The sequence below is a fragment of the Aeromonas sp. NJAU223 genome, assembly GCF_051125555.1.
Lineage (GTDB): Bacteria > Pseudomonadota > Gammaproteobacteria > Enterobacterales > Aeromonadaceae > Aeromonas > Aeromonas veronii_G.
Map to the genome: position 1 here is coordinate 1389473 of NZ_CP144204.1, position 16657 is coordinate 1406129.

13 protein-coding genes and 2 tRNA genes are annotated in these 16657 nt (G+C 62.4%); 8 read left to right on the top strand and 7 right to left on the bottom strand.

The features are described 5' to 3' along the window. Window positions 1-108: 108 nt before the first annotated feature. The gene (locus tag VZC39_RS06490) at window positions 109-387 is read right to left on the bottom strand and encodes a peptidylprolyl isomerase (protein WP_349921608.1); all 279 of its coding nucleotides are present in this window, start codon (window positions 385-387) and stop codon (window positions 109-111) included. A gap of 131 nt (window positions 388-518) precedes the next feature. Further along, window positions 519-893: a hypothetical protein gene (locus VZC39_RS06495; protein WP_434666750.1), complete on the bottom strand. Its 375-nt coding sequence runs from the start codon at window positions 891-893 to the stop codon at window positions 519-521. Window positions 894-1435: 542 nt separating this feature from the next. Between VZC39_RS06495 and tamA the strand changes: the two genes are divergently transcribed. After that, window positions 1436-3208 (top strand): autotransporter assembly complex protein TamA, encoded by a 1773-nt coding sequence (tamA, locus tag VZC39_RS06500; RefSeq protein ID WP_349921610.1) that lies wholly within the window; start codon window positions 1436-1438, stop codon window positions 3206-3208. On the opposite strand, the gene VZC39_RS06505 is transcribed toward tamA, so the two are convergent. Next, a complete protein-coding gene (locus VZC39_RS06505) occupies window positions 3203-3373 on the bottom strand; it encodes a hypothetical protein (RefSeq protein ID WP_349922614.1) in 171 nt (56 codons plus the stop codon). The genes tamA and VZC39_RS06505 overlap by 6 nt on opposite strands. On the opposite strand from VZC39_RS06505, the gene tamB reads away from it, so the two are divergent. After that, entirely contained in the window at window positions 3330-7181 is a 3852-nt protein-coding gene (gene tamB / locus VZC39_RS06510) for an autotransporter assembly complex protein TamB (protein WP_434666754.1), read from the top strand. The two genes, VZC39_RS06505 and tamB, sit on opposite strands and share 44 nt — an antisense overlap. A 124-nt stretch (window positions 7182-7305) precedes the next feature. Here the strand turns inward: tamB and VZC39_RS06515 are convergent. Together VZC39_RS06515 and VZC39_RS06520 are read right to left on the bottom strand one after the other, a co-directional pair. Next, window positions 7306-7390, bottom strand: a tRNA-Tyr gene (locus tag VZC39_RS06515). 49 nt (window positions 7391-7439) lie between these two features. Then, a tRNA-Tyr gene (locus VZC39_RS06520) sits at window positions 7440-7524 on the bottom strand. Window positions 7525-7650: 126 nt separating this feature from the next. Here VZC39_RS06520 and VZC39_RS06525 point away from each other — a divergent pair. Then, window positions 7651-8175 carry a VC2046/SO_2500 family protein gene (locus VZC39_RS06525; protein WP_434666757.1) on the top strand — a complete coding sequence of 175 codons (525 nt, stop codon included), beginning with the start codon at window positions 7651-7653 and terminating at the stop codon, window positions 8173-8175. 76 nt (window positions 8176-8251) lie between these two features. Here the strand turns inward: VZC39_RS06525 and hpf are convergent, their stop codons facing one another. Further along, window positions 8252-8590, bottom strand: a complete 339-nt coding sequence (hpf, locus tag VZC39_RS06530; RefSeq protein ID WP_349921614.1) for a ribosome hibernation-promoting factor, HPF/YfiA family — start codon at window positions 8588-8590, stop codon at window positions 8252-8254. A gap of 388 nt (window positions 8591-8978) precedes the next feature. On the opposite strand from hpf, the gene VZC39_RS06535 reads away from it, so the two are divergent. From VZC39_RS06535 to yciA, 5 genes are all read left to right on the top strand, one after another. Continuing rightward, window positions 8979-11480, top strand: a complete 2502-nt coding sequence (locus tag VZC39_RS06535) for a putative bifunctional diguanylate cyclase/phosphodiesterase (protein ID WP_434666760.1) — start codon at window positions 8979-8981, stop codon at window positions 11478-11480. A gap of 100 nt (window positions 11481-11580) precedes the next feature. Beyond that, on the top strand, window positions 11581-13497 hold the full coding sequence (locus VZC39_RS06540; RefSeq protein WP_434666763.1) for a transglycosylase SLT domain-containing protein: 1917 nt from the start codon (window positions 11581-11583) through the stop codon (window positions 13495-13497). A 179-nt stretch (window positions 13498-13676) separates the two neighbouring features. After that, entirely contained in the window at window positions 13677-14675 is a 999-nt protein-coding gene (locus VZC39_RS06545) for a LacI family DNA-binding transcriptional regulator (RefSeq protein WP_434666766.1), read from the top strand. Between the two features lie 246 nt (window positions 14676-14921). Further along, a complete protein-coding gene (locus VZC39_RS06550; protein WP_434666769.1) occupies window positions 14922-15731 on the top strand; it encodes an NAD-dependent epimerase/dehydratase family protein in 810 nt (269 codons plus the stop codon). 205 nt (window positions 15732-15936) lie between these two features. Continuing rightward, window positions 15937-16335: an acyl-CoA thioester hydrolase YciA gene (gene yciA / locus VZC39_RS06555; RefSeq protein WP_349921619.1), complete on the top strand. Its 399-nt coding sequence runs from the start codon at window positions 15937-15939 to the stop codon at window positions 16333-16335. A 6-nt stretch (window positions 16336-16341) separates the two neighbouring features. On the opposite strand, the gene VZC39_RS06560 is transcribed toward yciA, so the two are convergent. Further along, the gene (locus VZC39_RS06560; RefSeq protein WP_434666773.1) at window positions 16342-16566 is read right to left on the bottom strand and encodes a hypothetical protein; all 225 of its coding nucleotides are present in this window, start codon (window positions 16564-16566) and stop codon (window positions 16342-16344) included. Window positions 16567-16657: the final 91 nt, after the last annotated feature.

The following is a 16657-nucleotide window of genomic DNA, read 5'->3' on the forward strand; positions in this document are numbered from 1 at the left end:
AAGAGACCGGGTCACTGCGGGAGGGACTAGATGCGGGGCGAGATAAGGAGGGGATGGCGGGAGCAAACAGGGGCGACGGGCGGTCGCCCCTGCTGACGCGCGCGGGGCTCAGCTGCGGTAGAGCACCTTGATGAGGTGGAAGCCGAACTTGGTGCGCACCGGCCCCAGCACGGTCAGCAGCTCTCCCTTGAACACGGCGTCGTCAAAGGCCTTGACCATGTCCCCCTTGGAAAACTCCCCCAGATCCCCGGAGCGCTTGCCGGACGGGCAGGTGGAGAAGCGCTTGGCCATCTGGCCGAAGTCGGCACCCTTCTCGATCTTCTCCTTGATCTCGAGGCACTGCTTCTCGGTCTTGACCAGGATGTGCTGGGCACAGGCTTTCTTCATGGGGGGCTCCTCGGCGGATCGCAAATGACTGAAACGGACGGCTGAACAGGGCTGGCTAAAAACCAGGGGCGCAAGATTACCCCAAATCTGGTCAGGCGTCAGCCGCCGGCTTGCGCTGTGAGGTGCCTCTTTCAGCCTCGGGCATTGGCGGTCAGCCGTGCCCGGGGGCGAGCCTGCCAGAGGATCTCCAGCCCCAGCAGGGCATAAAGGCTCCAGATGGCCAGCGGGTTGAGCCACTCTCCCCCGAGTTGCAGGGTAAGCAGGGCGCCACCGGCGAGCAGCAGGGTGACGCCGGGCAGGCGCCAATGGACGGGCAGGGGGGCCAGCATGGCCAACCCCAGCAGCAGGGCGAGGCCGAAGGGCAGGTTGAGGGCGGTGAAGGCCAGCGCCTGTTGGCCGTTCATGCCGGTCAGCAGGGCGAGCAGGGCGCTGCAACAGGCCAGGAAGGTGATGAACTCGAGTCGGTCGGCGATGTAGTCCGCCATCTGTTCGCTACGCATGGGCATGGAGTCTCTTCTTGCATCGGATGGGAGAAGTGTGGGGCAGGGGAGCGGCCAGTGGCAGCGGGATAAATCGATTGGATTGAACGAGGCTTTCACTTTTTCGGTTCAAGTTGTTGATTTAAACTTGTTTTCTCGCCCATTCGCGGCTGGTCAAGCCCCCGGGATGCAGGCATGATGTCAAGTAACGCTTGACGCCCATGGGGGCCGGGACATCGCTGCTCCGACAGAGATTGTCGCGCGGCGCCAGCGAAGGAGCTGTCAGACTTGCCGGGGGTGAGAAACGGCCCCGGCGCCGGTTTTTTACCCATGAGTGCCCAAGGAGTGTCCAGTTTTACCCGTCGAGGGCCAGGTTTTCGCGGGCAGACCCTGCGAGGCGACCCGGGACGGGGAAAGGCGGTGCCAGAATAGAGGGGACAGTGTGGGGGGCAGGCGCTGCGACCCCGGACGAGGTTATGCTAGGATGAGCGGCGCTTGTCAGGGGCCAGTCCCCATTATCATTCTAATTAATACAGCAATTTAATCACGTTATGCGGGGAAACCGACGTTTGACAGGATGCTATTCTCTCCTGCCTGCAGGGACCAGAACGCCTGGACGATATTTTCGCCCTGGGCTCGGCACACTGCTCGCCCTCTGCCTCTTGTTGCTGGCGATGCCCGCCATGGCCGCCAAGCTGACCTATCAGGTCAAGGGGGTGAAGGGGGAGCAGAAAGACAACGTCGAGGCTTATCTCAACGCTCTGCCCGTCTATCAGGAGCGCCAGTACCGCACGGCGCGCACCCGGATCACCGAGGAAGTGCAAAAGGCGCTGCAGGTCTATGGCTACTACCAGCCCAAGATCACCCTGACCCGTGACAAGAAGGCTCCCGCCAAGGTCGGCATAGAGATTGACAGAGGCAAGCCCGTGCTGGTCTCCCGCCTCGACATCCTGCTGGAAGGGGAGGCGGGCAACGACGAGATCTACAGCGCCCTGCTGGACAAGCTGCCCCTCAAGGAAGGGGATCCCCTCAATCACGGCATGTACGAGTCCATCAAGGCGGATCTCGGCAGTCTGGGGCTGGCCCGCGGCTACTTCGACGCCAGGATCAGCAAGAGTCAGGTCAAGGTCTTCCCGGATCAGGGCAAGGCGGAGATCTATATCGTGTTCCGCTCCGGCCCCCGCTATCGCTTCGGTGACATCCACTACGATGCGACCCCGGAAGCCCTGCGCCTCATCAAGCCCCTCATCAACATCCAGAGCGGTGAGCCCTATCTCGCCATCCGCCTTGCCGAGATGTCCCAGGATGTCTCCTCCACCAAGCTGTTCAAGCAGGTGGATATCAAACCCATGATCAGCCAGGCCAAGGATCACCGGGTGCCGGTACAGGTGACCCTCTCCAACCGGGTCGATCACGAGATCGAGGTCGGTGTCGGCTACGCCACCGACGTGGGGCCGCGCATGAGCGCCACCTGGGAGAAGCCCTGGGTCAACCGTTACGGTCACAGCCTCTCCAGCACTGCCAAGGTCTCGGCGCCGGAAGCCGAGCTCAGCTTCGACTACCAGATCCCGGTAGGCAACCCGCTGCGGGATTACTACTCCCTGCAGGCGGGCTACCAGTACACCAACAACAACGATACCCGTTCCGATCTCACCAGCATCGGGGTGCACCGCTGGAAGCGGCGGCCGGAGAGCTGGGACAGAGACGTCTTCCTGCGTCTGGAGAACGAGCGTTACGTGCAGGGCAACGACGAAGGCAACAGCCTCTTGCTGATCCCCGGGGTCTCCTGGTCACGACTGCGGGTACGCGGTGGCCTGGTGCCGGAGTGGGGGGATCGCCAGCAACTGACCTTCGAGTTTTCCAGCCCCTACTGGGGATCGGACATCAACTTCATGCGGGTGTGGGGACGCAGCAAGTGGTTGCGCACCCTGGGGGAGGATCACCGCTTCCTGATGCGGGTCGAGCAGGGGGCCATCGTCGGGGACGACTTCTCCCTGGTGCCGCCCTCCCTGCGTTTCTTCACCGGTGGCGATCAGACGGTGCGTGGCTATGGCTACGAGACCATCTCGCCACGGGATGAGGACGGCAAGCTCACCGGCGGTCGTTACACCAGCGTGGGCAGTCTGGAGTACAACTACCGCATCAGCGAGAAGTGGCTGGGGGCCCTGTTCGTGGATGCGGGCACCGCCACCGTCGATTACAGCGAGGCCTGGAAGATAGGGACGGGCTTCGGGGTGCGTTGGGTGACCCCCATCGGGCAGGTCAGACTGGATCTGGCGGTCGGCATCTCCGAGGAAGACAAGCCGCTGCGGTTGCACTTCGCGTTGGGGCCGGAGCTATGATGCCGAGACTTCCACTGCTTGTTGAATATCCTGCGACATTACACGCTGCAAAAGTCGCAATTGAAAGCGTGATTCATCTTCATTGGCCGCTGCGGCTGCATTTCTCGCTGGGGTCTGCATCGTGATCTGGGTAAAACGCATTTTCTTGTGGTTGATGGGCATCATCTTCCTGCTGCTCATCGGCGTCAGCCTGCTGGGGTTCACCCATCAGGGCAACAAATGGCTGTGGCAACAGGCCAAATCCGCTCTGCCCGCCCTGAAAGGGGAGCTGGTGGCGGGTCAGCTTGGCTACGGCTGGACCCTGGAAGGGGTCGGTTGGCAGGATGAGCTGGTGGATGTCACCGTCGAGCGAGCCGTGCTGGACTGGGATCTCGGCAAGTTGCTGCAGGGCAAGCTCTGGATAAAATCCCTGGACGTGACCCATCCCGTGGTGCGGGTCGCGGAATCCGAACCCGCGGTGGAAGAACCGTCAGAGCCCTTCGTCTGGCATCCCTTGCCCCTGCGCATCCAGTTCGACAGCCTCAAGGTGGCGGACCTGGATCTGGTGGTACCCGGGGTGGCGGTGACCTTGAAGGATCTCGACATCGGCGCCACCTTGAACCGGCAGGGGCTCATCGTGCGCGGCCCCGTGTTCGACGGGCTGACCATCACCCTGGCGGACGCCGCGGATGCCAAGGGGGCCAAGCCTGCCGACGGCAAGGGGCCGGCAAAGGCCAACACTCCCCCCTCCGGCGCTGTCGCCACCCAGTCCGCCAAGGATGAGGCTCGTGTCGTGGTCAGCCTGCCCGCCGAGCAGAAGAGCAAGCCGACAGGCAACACCAGGAAGAGCACGGCCGACAAGGTGGCGCCCGGCAAGCCGGAGCCCATCGTGCTGCCCGCCATTCGTCTGCCATTCCCCATCGAGCTGCAAGGGCTGAACGCCACCCGGGTGCGTTACCAGCAGGGTGAGCTCATCGAGGGGCTCGACAGTCTGCTGCTGACCGTCTCGGCCAAGGAGGAGCGCATCGATGTTCGCGAACTCTCCCTGCGCCACGACATGGCGGATCTCTCCCTGCACGGTCATGTGCGCCTGGTGGATGACTATCCCCTCGACCTGACTCTGGATGCCAAGGCCCGCAAGGGGCTCAAACAGTGGGAGCTCGACAGCGAGCAGGCCAGTCTCAAGCTGGACGGTTCAGTGGGCAAGCTGGCGCTGGCGCTGCAAGCCAAGGGACCGGTCGCCGCCAACCTCAAGGGTACCCTGGCGGCCCTGGATCCCGACTTGCCGTTCGATCTGGCGCTGGACTGGAAGCGCCTGGGCTGGCCGCTGCACAAGCCGGCAAAAGAGGAGCCGAGCTATCAGCTGGACAAGGGCCGCCTGAGTGCCAAGGGCAAGCTCTCCGGCTATCAGTTTGCCTTGAACACGGGGGGCAGGGGGACGGACGTGCCTCCCTTCAAATTGGCGATCGATGGCAAGGGGGATCTGACCCAGCTTGGCCGCATCGAGCTGCTGCTCAATGCCCTGAGTGGTGAACTCAAGCTCGATGGCAAGCTGGCCTGGAGCAAGGGCGTCCAGTGGCAGGGCACAACAGAATTCAAGGGGATCAACCCGGCCGAGCTGGTGCCCGAGATCAAGGGCAAGCTGGCGGGCAAGATTGCCAGCCGTTTCGAGATGACAGAGGCAGGGCACTGGCAGCTGGCGCTGCCTGAACTCAACATCGAAGGCAAGCTGAATCAGTATCCGTTGGCCCTGAAGGGGAACCTCAGCGGCAACGACAAGATGGAGTGGACCATCCCCTCTCTGGCGCTGCAAAGCGGCCCGAACCGGCTGCAGGCCAAGGGGGCGCTGACCCAGCAGGCCTGGAAGCTGGATGCGGATCTCGATGCCCCCCAGCTGGGCTGCCTCTATCCCGCCCTCAAGGGGGACATCAAGGGCCAGGTGCGCGTCACCGGCAACCAGCAGGCCCCCAGGGTGAATGCGGATCTGGCCGCTGGTCGCCTCGCCTATGACGGCATGGTGCTCAAGGGGATCGCCATCAAGGGCAATGTGCTGGCGTCCGACAAGCCGGCCGGCGAGCTGTCGCTGACGGTGGCAAGCCTGGCGCAGGGGGCGAACAAGCTCTCCGACCTCGCCCTCAACGCCAGCGGTGATCTCAATCGCCATGGGCTGACACTGACCGTGAAGGGGGAGCCGGTGGCGGCGGATCTCAGCATCAACGGCAGCCTGCGCGGGGATCACTGGCGTGGTGCCCTGTCCGAATTGAAGTTGAAGACGCCGTTCAAACGCTGGGCCCTGACGGCTCCCTGGGCGCTGGATGTGGACTTGCCCAAGCAGCAACTGACCATGGGGGATCTCTGTCTCGCCTCGCAGGGCGCCAGCCTCTGCGTCAAGGGCAGCCGCCTCTCGGCAGCCCAGGGCAGCCTGGAGTTTGCCCTGAGCCAGTTTGATCTCAAGCGCCTGCGCCCCTGGATGCCGGACAACTTCCGCTGGCAGGCGGTGCTGTCGGCCGATGGCCGGGCAAGCTGGCGTGGTTCTCAGCCGACCCTGCACGCCACCGTGCGCACCACCCCGGGCACCCTGGTGGCCGATGAGCTGAAGACCGACTACCAGCGTCTGGAGCTCGGGGTCGACTTCGAGCGTCAGCAGGCCGCCATTCGTCTCGATTTCGCCTCCCAGAAGATAGGGAACATCGATACGGATCTACTCATCCGGGAACCCGCCGGACGAGGCCAGCTGTCGGGTCAGCTCAAGTTCGACGATCTCAAGCTCACCGCCTTTGCCCCCCTCATTCCCGAGGTGCGTTCCCTGCAGGGAATAATCTCCGCCAATGCCCGCTTCGATGGCACCTTGGCAGCGCCTCTGCTGTATGGGGAGCTCGCCCTCAGGGATGGGGAGGTGCAGACCCACTCCGACATGGTGACCCTCTCCAAGCTGGTGACGCGCCTCAAGATAGATGGCAACCGGGCAGAGCTTGATGGCTCCATGCTGGTGGGCAAGGGGCCGCTGGCACTGGGGGGCTGGATGAGCTGGGCCAGGCAGCCTCTCACCGGCAGCCTCACCATTCAGGGCAAGGATCTGGAAGCCCAGTATCCCGGCATGGGACGGGTGCGGGTGACGCCGGACATCGCCATTTCCCTCGGGGAAGAGACCAAGGTCAGTGGCAAGGTAGATATCCCCTGGTCACGGATCCTGGTCAAGAGTCTGCCTGATAGCGCCGTGGCGGTGTCGGATGATGTGACCGTGATCTACGACGACATCCCCCCCGTACCCAAGGCCGAACCCCTGCCGATGGAGATCAACCTCGCCATCCGGATGGGGGATGACGTACGCCTTGAGGCCATGGGGCTCAAGACCAAGGTGGCCGGCGGGCTCAACATCCGCCAGGATCCCGCCAAGCCCCTGTCGGGCAACGGTCAGCTGGAGTTGAAGGATGGGCGCTTCAAGGCCTATGGTCAGAACCTCATCATCAAGGAGGGGCGGATCATCTTCTCCGGCCCCATCGATCAGCCTTACCTCAATATCGAGACCTATCGGGATCCCGATACCATGGAGGACAACGTGACCGTCGGGGTGCGGGTGACGGGGCCGGCCACCAAGCCGAAGATCTCCGTCTACTCCGAGCCGCAGATGGCACAGTCCGAGCAGCTCTCCTATCTGCTCCGGGGCAAGGGGTTGCAGACCGGGGGTGAGGATGGCGGTTTCAACGGCCTGCTGGTGGCGGGAGCCGTCAGCCAGGCCAACGGGGTGGTCTCCGGGCTTGGCGAGTCCCTTGGCATGAGCGATATGGCCCTGGATACCGCCGGCAGCGGAGACGATACCCAGGTCACCCTGTCGGCCTATCTGCTGCCCGGCCTGCAGTTCCAGTACGGGGTAGGGGTGTTCAGCCCCATCGCCGAGTTCAAGCTGCGCTACGAGGTGATGCCGAGGCTCTATCTGCAGGCCATGAGTGGGGTAGCCCAGGCGGTGGACATCTTCTATCGCTTCACCCTGTAAGGGGCGGGCATGACTTGGGAACGGGAGGCGCTGGCCTCCCGTTCTTATTTTGGGCAGCTGGTGGTGGTAGGATCTGGGAGGCAAAAAAGTGAAAACCCGGCGCAAGGCCGGGTTGTCTGAAGAGTGGTGGAGGGAGAAGGATTCGAACCTTCGAAGGCAGAGCCGTCAGATTTACAGTCTGATCCCTTTGGCCGCTCGGGAACCCCTCCACGGGGCCTTGCTGGTTTTGATGCATCCCTTGCGAGACGCGCACTTGAATGGTGGAGGGAGAAGGATTCGAACCTTCGAAGGCAGAGCCGTCAGATTTACAGTCTGATCCCTTTGGCCGCTCGGGAACCCCTCCCCAAGTGCGAGGCGCATACTAACAGATCCCTCACCGTTGTGAACCCCTTGCCCCGGATTTTTAATGCTTAAAGGATCGGGTTGACGGCCGATAAGCAATGAAACCCCTATTTATAAGATTTATCTCATGCTACCCAACGCCATTCGCGATCGCCTGCTCGTCGATGAAGCCCAGCTGGGTCAGCGCTTAAACCAGGATCTGCGCCAGGGGGACAGGGCCGACTTCCGGCTGCACCTGGCACTGCTGACCGATGCCGTCGACGAGCAGCCCTGGTTCGAGGGGCGCTCTCCTGCGACCACCGAGACCCGTGAATGGCGCCAGCACTTCGGCCTGCCGGCGCAGACGGCCTTGCAGGGGAGTGTGGAGGAGGGGGATGCCAGCGGCATCAACGAGCGCCTGCAGCAGGGGGGCTGCGCGCTGGATCTGCAGCTCTGGCTGGCACTGCGCTCCCCTCCCATAGTGGCGAAGACGCCGGCGCTGGCTCCCGCCGTCTACGACAACCTGTCGGCGCTCGGACGCGAACGCTGGCAAGCGAGGCAGGTGTCTGATGCCGTGGTGTCGGTCCCCAGGGGAGAGGATCCTCTGTTGATGCTTCCTCTGCTCGATAGATTGAAGGGCGGGGTGGAGGCAGGTCTGCACTGGCTGAGCTGATGGTGGAAAGAGAGGCAGCAAAAAGGCGGGTTACCCCGCCTCTCTCGTCAATGATGTGATCTGTACCGGACTAGGCTCAGACATCGGCCTCGTCGGGTTCCAGTTGTGGTGCTTCCTTGGTCGAAGCACGGCGCGCGATGGGCTTCTCGGTGTGACGATTGAGCTGGCGTTCCAGCTTCTGGCCCAGTTCGGTGACGGCGGCGTAGAGATCCTCGTGTTCTGCCTGTGCAAACAGCTTGCCGTTGGGAACGCCGGCCTTGGCCTCGACGATATACATCAAACGCTCTTTCGAGATGATCACATGCGGTGTGATAAGAGGCACCTGAAGACGCTCGAGCTTTTCAAACCGGGATTCAATGCGCTCGCGGATAGCCGGGGTAATCTCAATGATTTTACTGGTAATTTCAATTTTCATATTGGCCCCCTTTGGGTCGTCTTGCTTGTGTCTTCACCTCCAGATTACCCATGTAGCGGGATGAAAGTGTGATCTGGATCACGAAATATCTTCTCGATTATTTAGCGAATTATAAATTGTGACCTTTTCCGGTTTCGTGCCAAAAACCGCTTGAGCTCAGCGAAACCGGCAGGCAGTATGACGGAAGTAGAATCGTTTCTGTCCCCCCTTGGCAGCGCCTCGTGCCGACCTGATGTCTGGTCTCTGCCCCCTGGTTTCGGATTTAATTGCCCATATCTCTCCCACCCCATCGCAGACGGCATGCCGTGTGCCGGTGAAGATATGCGTTGATAGTTATCGGCTCGCAGATGTGCGGGTCGGTAACGTGGTTGTCGTGTTGGAGTCGTCAATGAAGCAGCAAGCCACTCAGCTGATGTGGTTTTATGATCGGCCACTCGGGAAATGGAGTTTGTCCGATCATCTCACCTGCCAGCCCTGGCAGGGAGAGGGGGCCCACCCTTGGGCCGCAAGGCTGGCACAGGAAGATGAAGCCGGTTTCGCCGAGTTTCTCTCCCGGCTCCATGATTCGGACCAGCCCGGCCAGTTCATCGGACATCTGCAGGGTGAAGACGGCGTCATGCATCACATGCTCTGGTGCGGCCAGTATGTGCCCACCCAGGGTCTCTGCTGTGGCTGGGTGGCGCCCCTGGACATGGCATCCCGCCTGCAGGGCACCAGCGATCCGCTGGGCACTGTCTCCCCGCGACTTCCCCTGCTGCAAGAACCCTTGCTGGCCCAGCTGGCGCAGGCGCTCTCCGCCAAGACGGGGCTCGACTTCTGCCATACCCTGGTCAACGAGCTCGCCCATATTCTGGGTGCCAGCGCGGTCTGGCTGACGGAGTGCCTCGCACGGGATCGGCTCAGGGTGCTGGCGAGCCACGGCATCGAGCTCAAGGAGTACTCCCCGGCGCAGATGCCCTGCCAGCGCCTCTATGAGCAGCATGCCGCCGACATGGCGCCGGTGAGCGGGCGACTGCTGGAGGAGGCGGGATCCCTGCCGGGCCAATACTACTATGCCCAGCCGCTGCGGGATCGCGGCGGCCAACTGCTGGGTCATCTGGCCCTGTTGTTCCCCGGCGAGATCCAGACCGCCGATCTGGACGCCGTGCTGACCCTCTTCTCGGCTCGCATGGCTGCCGAGTTGGAACGCCTGCACAGCGATGCCCAGCTGCGACTCTCTGCGGTTGCCTTCGAGACCCACGAAGGGATCATCATCACTGACCCTGCGTTCAAGATCCTGCGGGTCAATCATGCCTTCGGCCAGATCACCGGCTTTGACAACCAGGGCGTGATAGGTCTGCATCTGGGGGACGATCTCTGGTCCGGTCTGGGGGGGCTGGGTTACGAGCTCAGCGACCTCACGCGCTGGCAGGGGGAGACCCAGCGCCAGCACGCCGATGGCCGGGCCTATCCCCAGTGGGAAATCGTCACGCCGGTGCAGGACGACAAGGGGGAGATCAGCCACTACGTCATCTTCTTCGAGGACATTTCCGAGCGCAAGGCGGCGGAGCGCCGCATCCAGGATCTCGCCTATTACGACGAGCTGACCGGCCTGCCCAATCGCCGTCAGCTTCATGAAACCCTGGCCCAGGCCTTCATCGAGGCGAGCCGCGAGCATCTGGTCGGGGCCCTGCTGTTCATCGATCTCGATCACTTCAAGACCATCAACGACTCCCTTGGCCACGCCACCGGTGACTGGTTGCTCAAGGAGGTGGCGAGTCGCCTCAAGCGGCTGGTTCGGCAGGGGGATTGCCTTGCCCGGCTCGGGGGGGACGAGTTCGTCTTGCTGCTGCCGTCGCTCTCGGCCAGCCCGCCCCAGGCGGAGATGCAGGCCGACATGATTGCCGAGCGCCTGATCGGGGAGATTGCCGCTCCCTACAGCCATGGGGGCCAGGTGCTGCATATCGGGGCCAGCGTCGGCATCACCCTCTTCCCCGGCCGGGAGCAGGAGGCGGGGGACTTGCTCAAGCAGGCAGACACCGCCATGTATCAGGCGAAATCCGCGGGACGCAAGACCCGGCGCTTCTTCGACGCCTCCATGCAGTTGCAGGCCGATCGGCGCCTGCTCATTCACAACGAGCTGCGCAGCGCCCTCAACAACCAGGAATTGACGCTTCACTATCAGCCCCAGCACATGGTGGAGGGCGGGGAGTTCATCGGGGTGGAGGCGCTGATCCGCTGGCAGCCTCCCGGCCGCGCCCTGGTGTCCCCCGGTGAATTCATCCCCATCGCCGAGGAGACGGATCTCATCGTCGACATCGGCAACTGGGTGTTGCATGAAGCCTGCACCCAGTACGTCTCCTGGGAAGAGAGTGGCATTCACGTGCCCCAGCTGTCGGTCAATGTCAGTGCCAAGCAGTTCCATGCCCACGACTTCGTCGATCGCATTCACGACGTCCTGGCCGCGACCGGCATGGATCCTGGCTGTCTGAATCTGGAGATCACCGAATCCGTAGTGCTCGGCCACGCAGAAGACACCATCAGCAAGATGGCCGAGCTCAAGACACTCGGCATCAGCTTTGCCATCGATGACTTTGGTGCCGGTTACTCCTCCTTGAGCTACCTCAAGCGGTTGCCGGCGGATGAGCTCAAGATAGACAGATCCTTCATCCAGGATATTCCCAGGGATGGCGACAACATGGCCATCGTCGAGGCGGTGATCGCCATGGCGCGTCACATGGGCTTCAACGTGACGGCGGAGGGGGTGGAGTCGCGCCAGCAGCTGGAATTCCTGCAGGCGCAGGGCTGTCATTTCTTCCAGGGATACCTCGCCTCCAAGCCGTTGCCCGTGCCCTATCTGGAGCGTTATATCGAGCGTCTGCCGCGTCGAACGGCTTCCCTCTGCGGATAAAAATAGTGTGGCGTCGCCCCCCTGATTAGCGGGTAGAATGAGAGCCATATCACCACCGCCAGCGGGCGGTGGTTCTGCCTCTCAAGGGAGTACGCTATTCGTGAAAGCCGTCTGGGGAATCATCGTATCGGCGCTGTGCGCATCGGGGCCGGTGGCACCGGTCTTCGCGCAAACCATGGAACAGTCCCTCTACCGTCAGGCCTATGATGCGGTGCGCGCCGATGATCAGGCCCGTTTCCAGCAAATTCGTTCCCGCCTGACCCACTATCCTCTGCTGCCCTACCTGGATTACTACCAGCTGGCTTTCCGGCCGGGGGCGGCGGACTATGACGATGTGACCCGCTTCATCCGCCAGCACGGGGATACTCCCCAGTCCAACCGGCTGGAGCGCAGCTATCTCACCTATCTGGCCCAGAGCCAGCAGTGGTCCCAATTCCTGCGTTTCTATCCGAACAAGCCCAGCTCCACCGATCTGCTCTGCCAGCACTATCAGGCCCGCTATTACACCGGACAGCGGCAAGAGGCGCTGCGGGAGGCGGGCAAGCTCTGGCTGAGCGGGCAATCCAGGCCGGATGCGTGTGATCCCCTGTTCGATCTCTGGCAACAGGCGGGGCTGCGAACCCAGGACAAGATATGGCAGCGCATGCAGCTCGCGTTCGAGGCGCAAAACCCCAACCTCATCCGCCACCTCGGTGCCCAGCTGGGGGGGAACCTGAAACCCTATGGGGATCAGATGATCGCCCTCTATGAGCAGCCGGCCCGGGCGATGAATCCGGTCTATTTCACGACAGCGCCCCAATCCAGGCATCTGCTCGCCCTCGGCCTTGCGCGTTACGCCAACCAGGAACCCGAGGCGGTGCTGCGCCAGCTGGGGGAGATGAAGCGCCGCTTTGGTCTCAACCAGACCGAGGTCAGCAGCGTGGAGCGGGCGGCCGCCCGTCGCCTGTTGCTGGACAGATCCACCGCCCAGCGTGGCTGGCTGGATGCGACCCTGGTGCGGATGAAGGATGCAGAGTTGCTGGAGCTCAGAGCCCGTCTCGCCATCTGGGAGCTGGATTGGCGTGGCCTCTCGGGCTGGGTCAAGAAGATGCCCATGGGATCCCAGAAGGAGGATCGCTGGCGCTACTGGATGGCCCGTTCGCTGGAAGTGCAGGGTCAACAGAAGGCGGCGCGGGATCTCTATCTCGAGACCGCCAATCTGCGCGGCTTCTACGGCTTCATGGCGGCCCAGCGCACCGGCGTGCCCTATCGCATGAAAAACCAGAGTTCGGGGCTCAAGGTACCGGACTGGCGTACGGCGAGCAGTCGCTGGCCCTTCCTGCTGCGGGTGCGCGAGCTGCTGGCCATGAACGAGATCACGGCGGCACGCTCTGAGTGGATCCACAACATGGATCGCAACACGGTGGCCCAGCGCATCGAATTTGGTCACATCGCCCTCAATCAGGGGTGGCATGAACTGGCGATCCTCTCCAGCATCCGGGCCGAGGCCTGGGATGCGCTGGACTTGCGCTTCCCGTTGCCACTCAAGCGCACCTTCTCCCAGATGGCCCAGGAGCGCACCATGAACACCAGCCTGCTCTACGCCATCTCCCGTCAGGAGAGCGCGCTCTATCCGCTGGCGCAGTCACCCGTGGGTGCACGAGGCTTGATGCAACTGATGCCGGCCACCGCGAAGGAGACTGCCAGCAAGCTGGGGGTGCCTTATCGCAACGAGCAGCAGCTGTTCGATCCGACCATGAACATCCGCCTCGGTAGCGCCTATCTCAAGCGTCTGCTGGATGTCTATGACGGCAACCGGATCCTGGCCGCCGCCGCCTACAACGCGGGTCCTGGCCGGGTCAAACGCTGGCGGGAGCAGAGTGCGGACAGACCGATGGATGTCTGGGTGGAGAGCATTCCCTACCGGGAGACGCGCAACTACGTGCAGAACGTGCTCTCCTTCGATCTCATCTATCAGCACAAGCTGCAGCAGCCTCTGCGATTCATGTCCGAGCGGGAGCTGAATCACACCTACTGACACGAGGAGGCCGTCGCCGTGGCGGCTGCCTCCCATTGTTCCCCCAAAATGGTTATCATCCCTTAAGATTTTGTTACAAAAGGAAACCTGCCAGGTGATCGGGCGCCACGTCTTGGTCTGACAGGTTCGATATAATGCCCCGATCAACACCTACAGGCTTCACAACCAAGGAATTGAGAGTGGCAACGATCAAAGACGTTTCTCAGCTGGCTAATGTGTCCATTTCGACGGTGTCGCGCGTCATCAACAACACGGCGCAGGTCGCCCCCGAGAAGCGTGAGGCCGTGCTGGCGGCCATGAAGGAGCTGAGTTTCCGCCCCAACAGCTTCGCTCAGGCACTGGTGAGCAAACGTTCCAATTGCATCGGCGTGCTGGTGGGGGATCTCTGCGGGGGCCCTTTCTTCGCCCAGATGATGCGTGGTATCGAGAGCGTGGTCGATCAGGCCAACAAGTTCACCATCGTTGTCTCCGGCAACCACGATGCGGCCCGTGAACGCCACGCCATCCAGGCCCTGTTGCAGCGCCAGTGCGATGCCCTGATCCTGCACAGCAAGGCACTGCCGGACGAAGAGCTGAGCGAGCTGGCGGCGGGGTCCACCCCCATCGTCTTCATCAACCGCCAGGTGCCGGGCTGCGAGGATCGCTGTGTCTGGCTGGACAACCAGGCGGGGATCACCACGGCGTGCCAGCACCTGCTGGATGCGGGACACCGCAAGATTGCCTTTGTCACCTCGGACGATGAAGACTTCGTCGACGGTCAGCAGCGGATGGCGGGCTATCGCGTCGCTCTGCAGCGGGCGGGTATCGAGCTGGATCCTTCCCTCATCGGTCGCGCCTTTGCCGACGAGAAAGGCGGTTATGTGGCCATGGGCGAGCTGCTGGAGCGGGGTGTCGAATTCAGCGCCGTGCTCGGCTTCAACGATGCCATGGTGGCGGGGGCCATCTCCTGCCTGCTGGAGCGGGGCTACAAGATACCGCAGCAGGTGTCCGTGGTCGGTTTCGATGACATTCCCTATGCCCGCTACATCTACCCCAAGCTCACCACGGTGCGCTATCCCATCGAGGAGATGGGGGAGCGGGCCGCCGAGCTCGCGCTGCGGCTGCTCGATCACAAACCCGCAGACGGCTTGGTCCTGAAGTTTGCAGCCGAGCTGGTGAGCCGGGAGTCCGTCGCCTGAGAGAAGGTTGGTCCCAACTGGGCCGACTTTTTTGCATCGAATTGAAAGCGCTTTCAGAAATCCTTTTCAACTGTGATCGGCTTCAAAGCTTTTTGCCCGCGCTGCCACTAGCATAGGCCCCACGAATTAGGAGCGTGCGCTCCCGATTTTCCCGCTGTGGGAGGTAACTGGTTAATCCAGCTATTTCCTTCGTTACTTTCGACGGTCATCATACGATGGCCGTTTTTTTTTGCCGAGATGTTAGCGATGACGACAAAGCCTGAATATCAGACGGGGATAGTGGGAGCGGGTTGGCTGGGATGGCCGCTGGCGAAGACGCTGCTGGAGCGGGGTCAATCGGTCGCGGTGACGGTAAGCTCGGCCGAGAAGGCCGCGCGGCTATGCGCCGAGGGCATCGACGCCTGGTCCGTGCGACTGGCCCCCGACATGGCGGAACCCTTGCCCTTTCACTGTCATGAGCTGGTGGTCTGCGTGCCACCGAGCAAGACCGAGGATTACCCGGCAGCGCTGACCAGACTCTGCCAGCTGGCCCTGGAGGCGGGCACGCAAAGGGTGCTGTTCATCGGCGCCACCTCGGTATGGCGCCCAGGACAGGCGGAAGCAGAGTCGCCGCGTCCACTCCATGAGCGGGGGGAGCGGATGCTGGCCGCCGAGCGAGCCGTGCTGGCCGCCGGGTTTGAGTGTGCCATGGTGCTGCGCCCCGCCGGTCTCTATGGGCCGGACAGGCATCCCGGTTGCTTCCTCGCGGGCAAGACGTTGGCGGGGGGAGGGCAGGCAGTGAACCTGGTGCATCTGGACGACGTCATCGCCGCCTGTGTGCTGATGCTGGACAAGGGAGAGGATGGGGATGCCTACAACCTGAGCGCCCCCGTCCACCCGCGCCGGGAACAGCTCTATCCCTTCGCGTCCCGCCTGCTCGGGCTGACGCCGCCGCTCTTTACCGAGCCTCGCGGCGACTTTGCTCCCATCGAGGGGCAGCGGATCTGCGAGCGGCTCGGCTTCGTCTATCGCTGGCCCGATCCCGCCCACTGGTTTGCGGATCCGGCAGCACAATAAGGAGGGGAATCGGTGGGGCTCAATATTATCTGCTATGCCCCATCTGCCCGGCGCGCGTCCGCTTCGGGGCAATCGCGATTTGCCAAGGGCAGGCTCCCCCCCTATCATGCCGCATCCATAGTGAGTGTGTGGCCATGATGCGGGCCGGATGACGTCAATAACATCCTGCATCGTGGCACCTTTCCCCACATCATAGAGAGCCGTAATGATGGTCGATACCCTGCGTCACCCCGATGGTGAACTGTTGCTGAGAACCCTGGCGATGCCAGCCGATACCAACCCCAATGGCGATATCTTCGGGGGCTGGATCATGTCCCAGATGGATATAGGTGGAGGCATCATGGCCAAGGAGCTGGCAAAGGGGCGCATCTGTACCGTCTCGGTCGAGGGCATGACCTTCCACAGCCCGGTCAAGGTCGGAGACGTGGTGTGCTGCTACGGGCGTTGCCTGAAGGTGGGACGCAGCTCCATGCGGCTGAAGCTGGAGGTCTGGGTCAAACCGGTGCTGCGGGAGAATGAAGCCCAGCGTTACTGCGTGACCGAAGGGGTATTTACCTATGTCGCCATCGACGATCAGGGGAAATCCCGGCCCGTGCCGGTCTGATCCGGTTCAGGCAAGCCGGGCGCTGATAATGGATATTTCCTGCTCAAGCCCGGTTTTTTGCCGTATCATGCGCTCCAGCATCTCTTCCGAGCCGACGCACTGGAAGGTGTCGAACAGGCAGAGATCGCACTGGGGATCCCGCCTGATCTGATAGATGGTGGAAAGCTCCACTTGATGACAAGTTCCTTGTTGATCGTAAAATGTCACGCGGTACTGGTGCTGTCTCGCCATTGCGGGATCCCTCATGGATGAGTCGGGCCGGACACGAATAATGAGACTAGTCGGCGTTCATGACATTTGTGATGGTCGTGGCGCCTTGCAG

Bases quoted from the DNA above. Each gene is read 5' to 3' on its own strand.
- VZC39_RS06535 (WP_434666760.1), top strand. From the start codon at position 8,979: ATGAAGCAGCAAGCCACTCAGCTGATGTGGTTTTATGATCGGCCACTC.
- VZC39_RS06525 (WP_434666757.1), top strand. From the start codon at position 7,651: ATGCTACCCAACGCCATTCGCGATCGCCTGCTCGTCGATGAAGCCCAG.
- VZC39_RS06490 (WP_349921608.1), bottom strand. From the start codon at position 387: ATGAAGAAAGCCTGTGCCCAGCACATCCTGGTCAAGACCGAGAAGCAG.
- VZC39_RS06560 (WP_434666773.1), bottom strand. From the start codon at position 16,566: ATGGCGAGACAGCACCAGTACCGCGTGACATTTTACGATCAACAAGGA.
- VZC39_RS06505 (WP_349922614.1), bottom strand. From the start codon at position 3,373: ATGATGCCCATCAACCACAAGAAAATGCGTTTTACCCAGATCACGATG.
- VZC39_RS06495 (WP_434666750.1), bottom strand. From the start codon at position 893: ATGCCCATGCGTAGCGAACAGATGGCGGACTACATCGCCGACCGACTC.
- hpf (WP_349921614.1), bottom strand. From the start codon at position 8,590: ATGAAAATTGAAATTACCAGTAAAATCATTGAGATTACCCCGGCTATC.
- yciA (WP_349921619.1), top strand. From the start codon at position 15,937: ATGATGGTCGATACCCTGCGTCACCCCGATGGTGAACTGTTGCTGAGA.
- VZC39_RS06550 (WP_434666769.1), top strand. From the start codon at position 14,922: ATGACGACAAAGCCTGAATATCAGACGGGGATAGTGGGAGCGGGTTGG.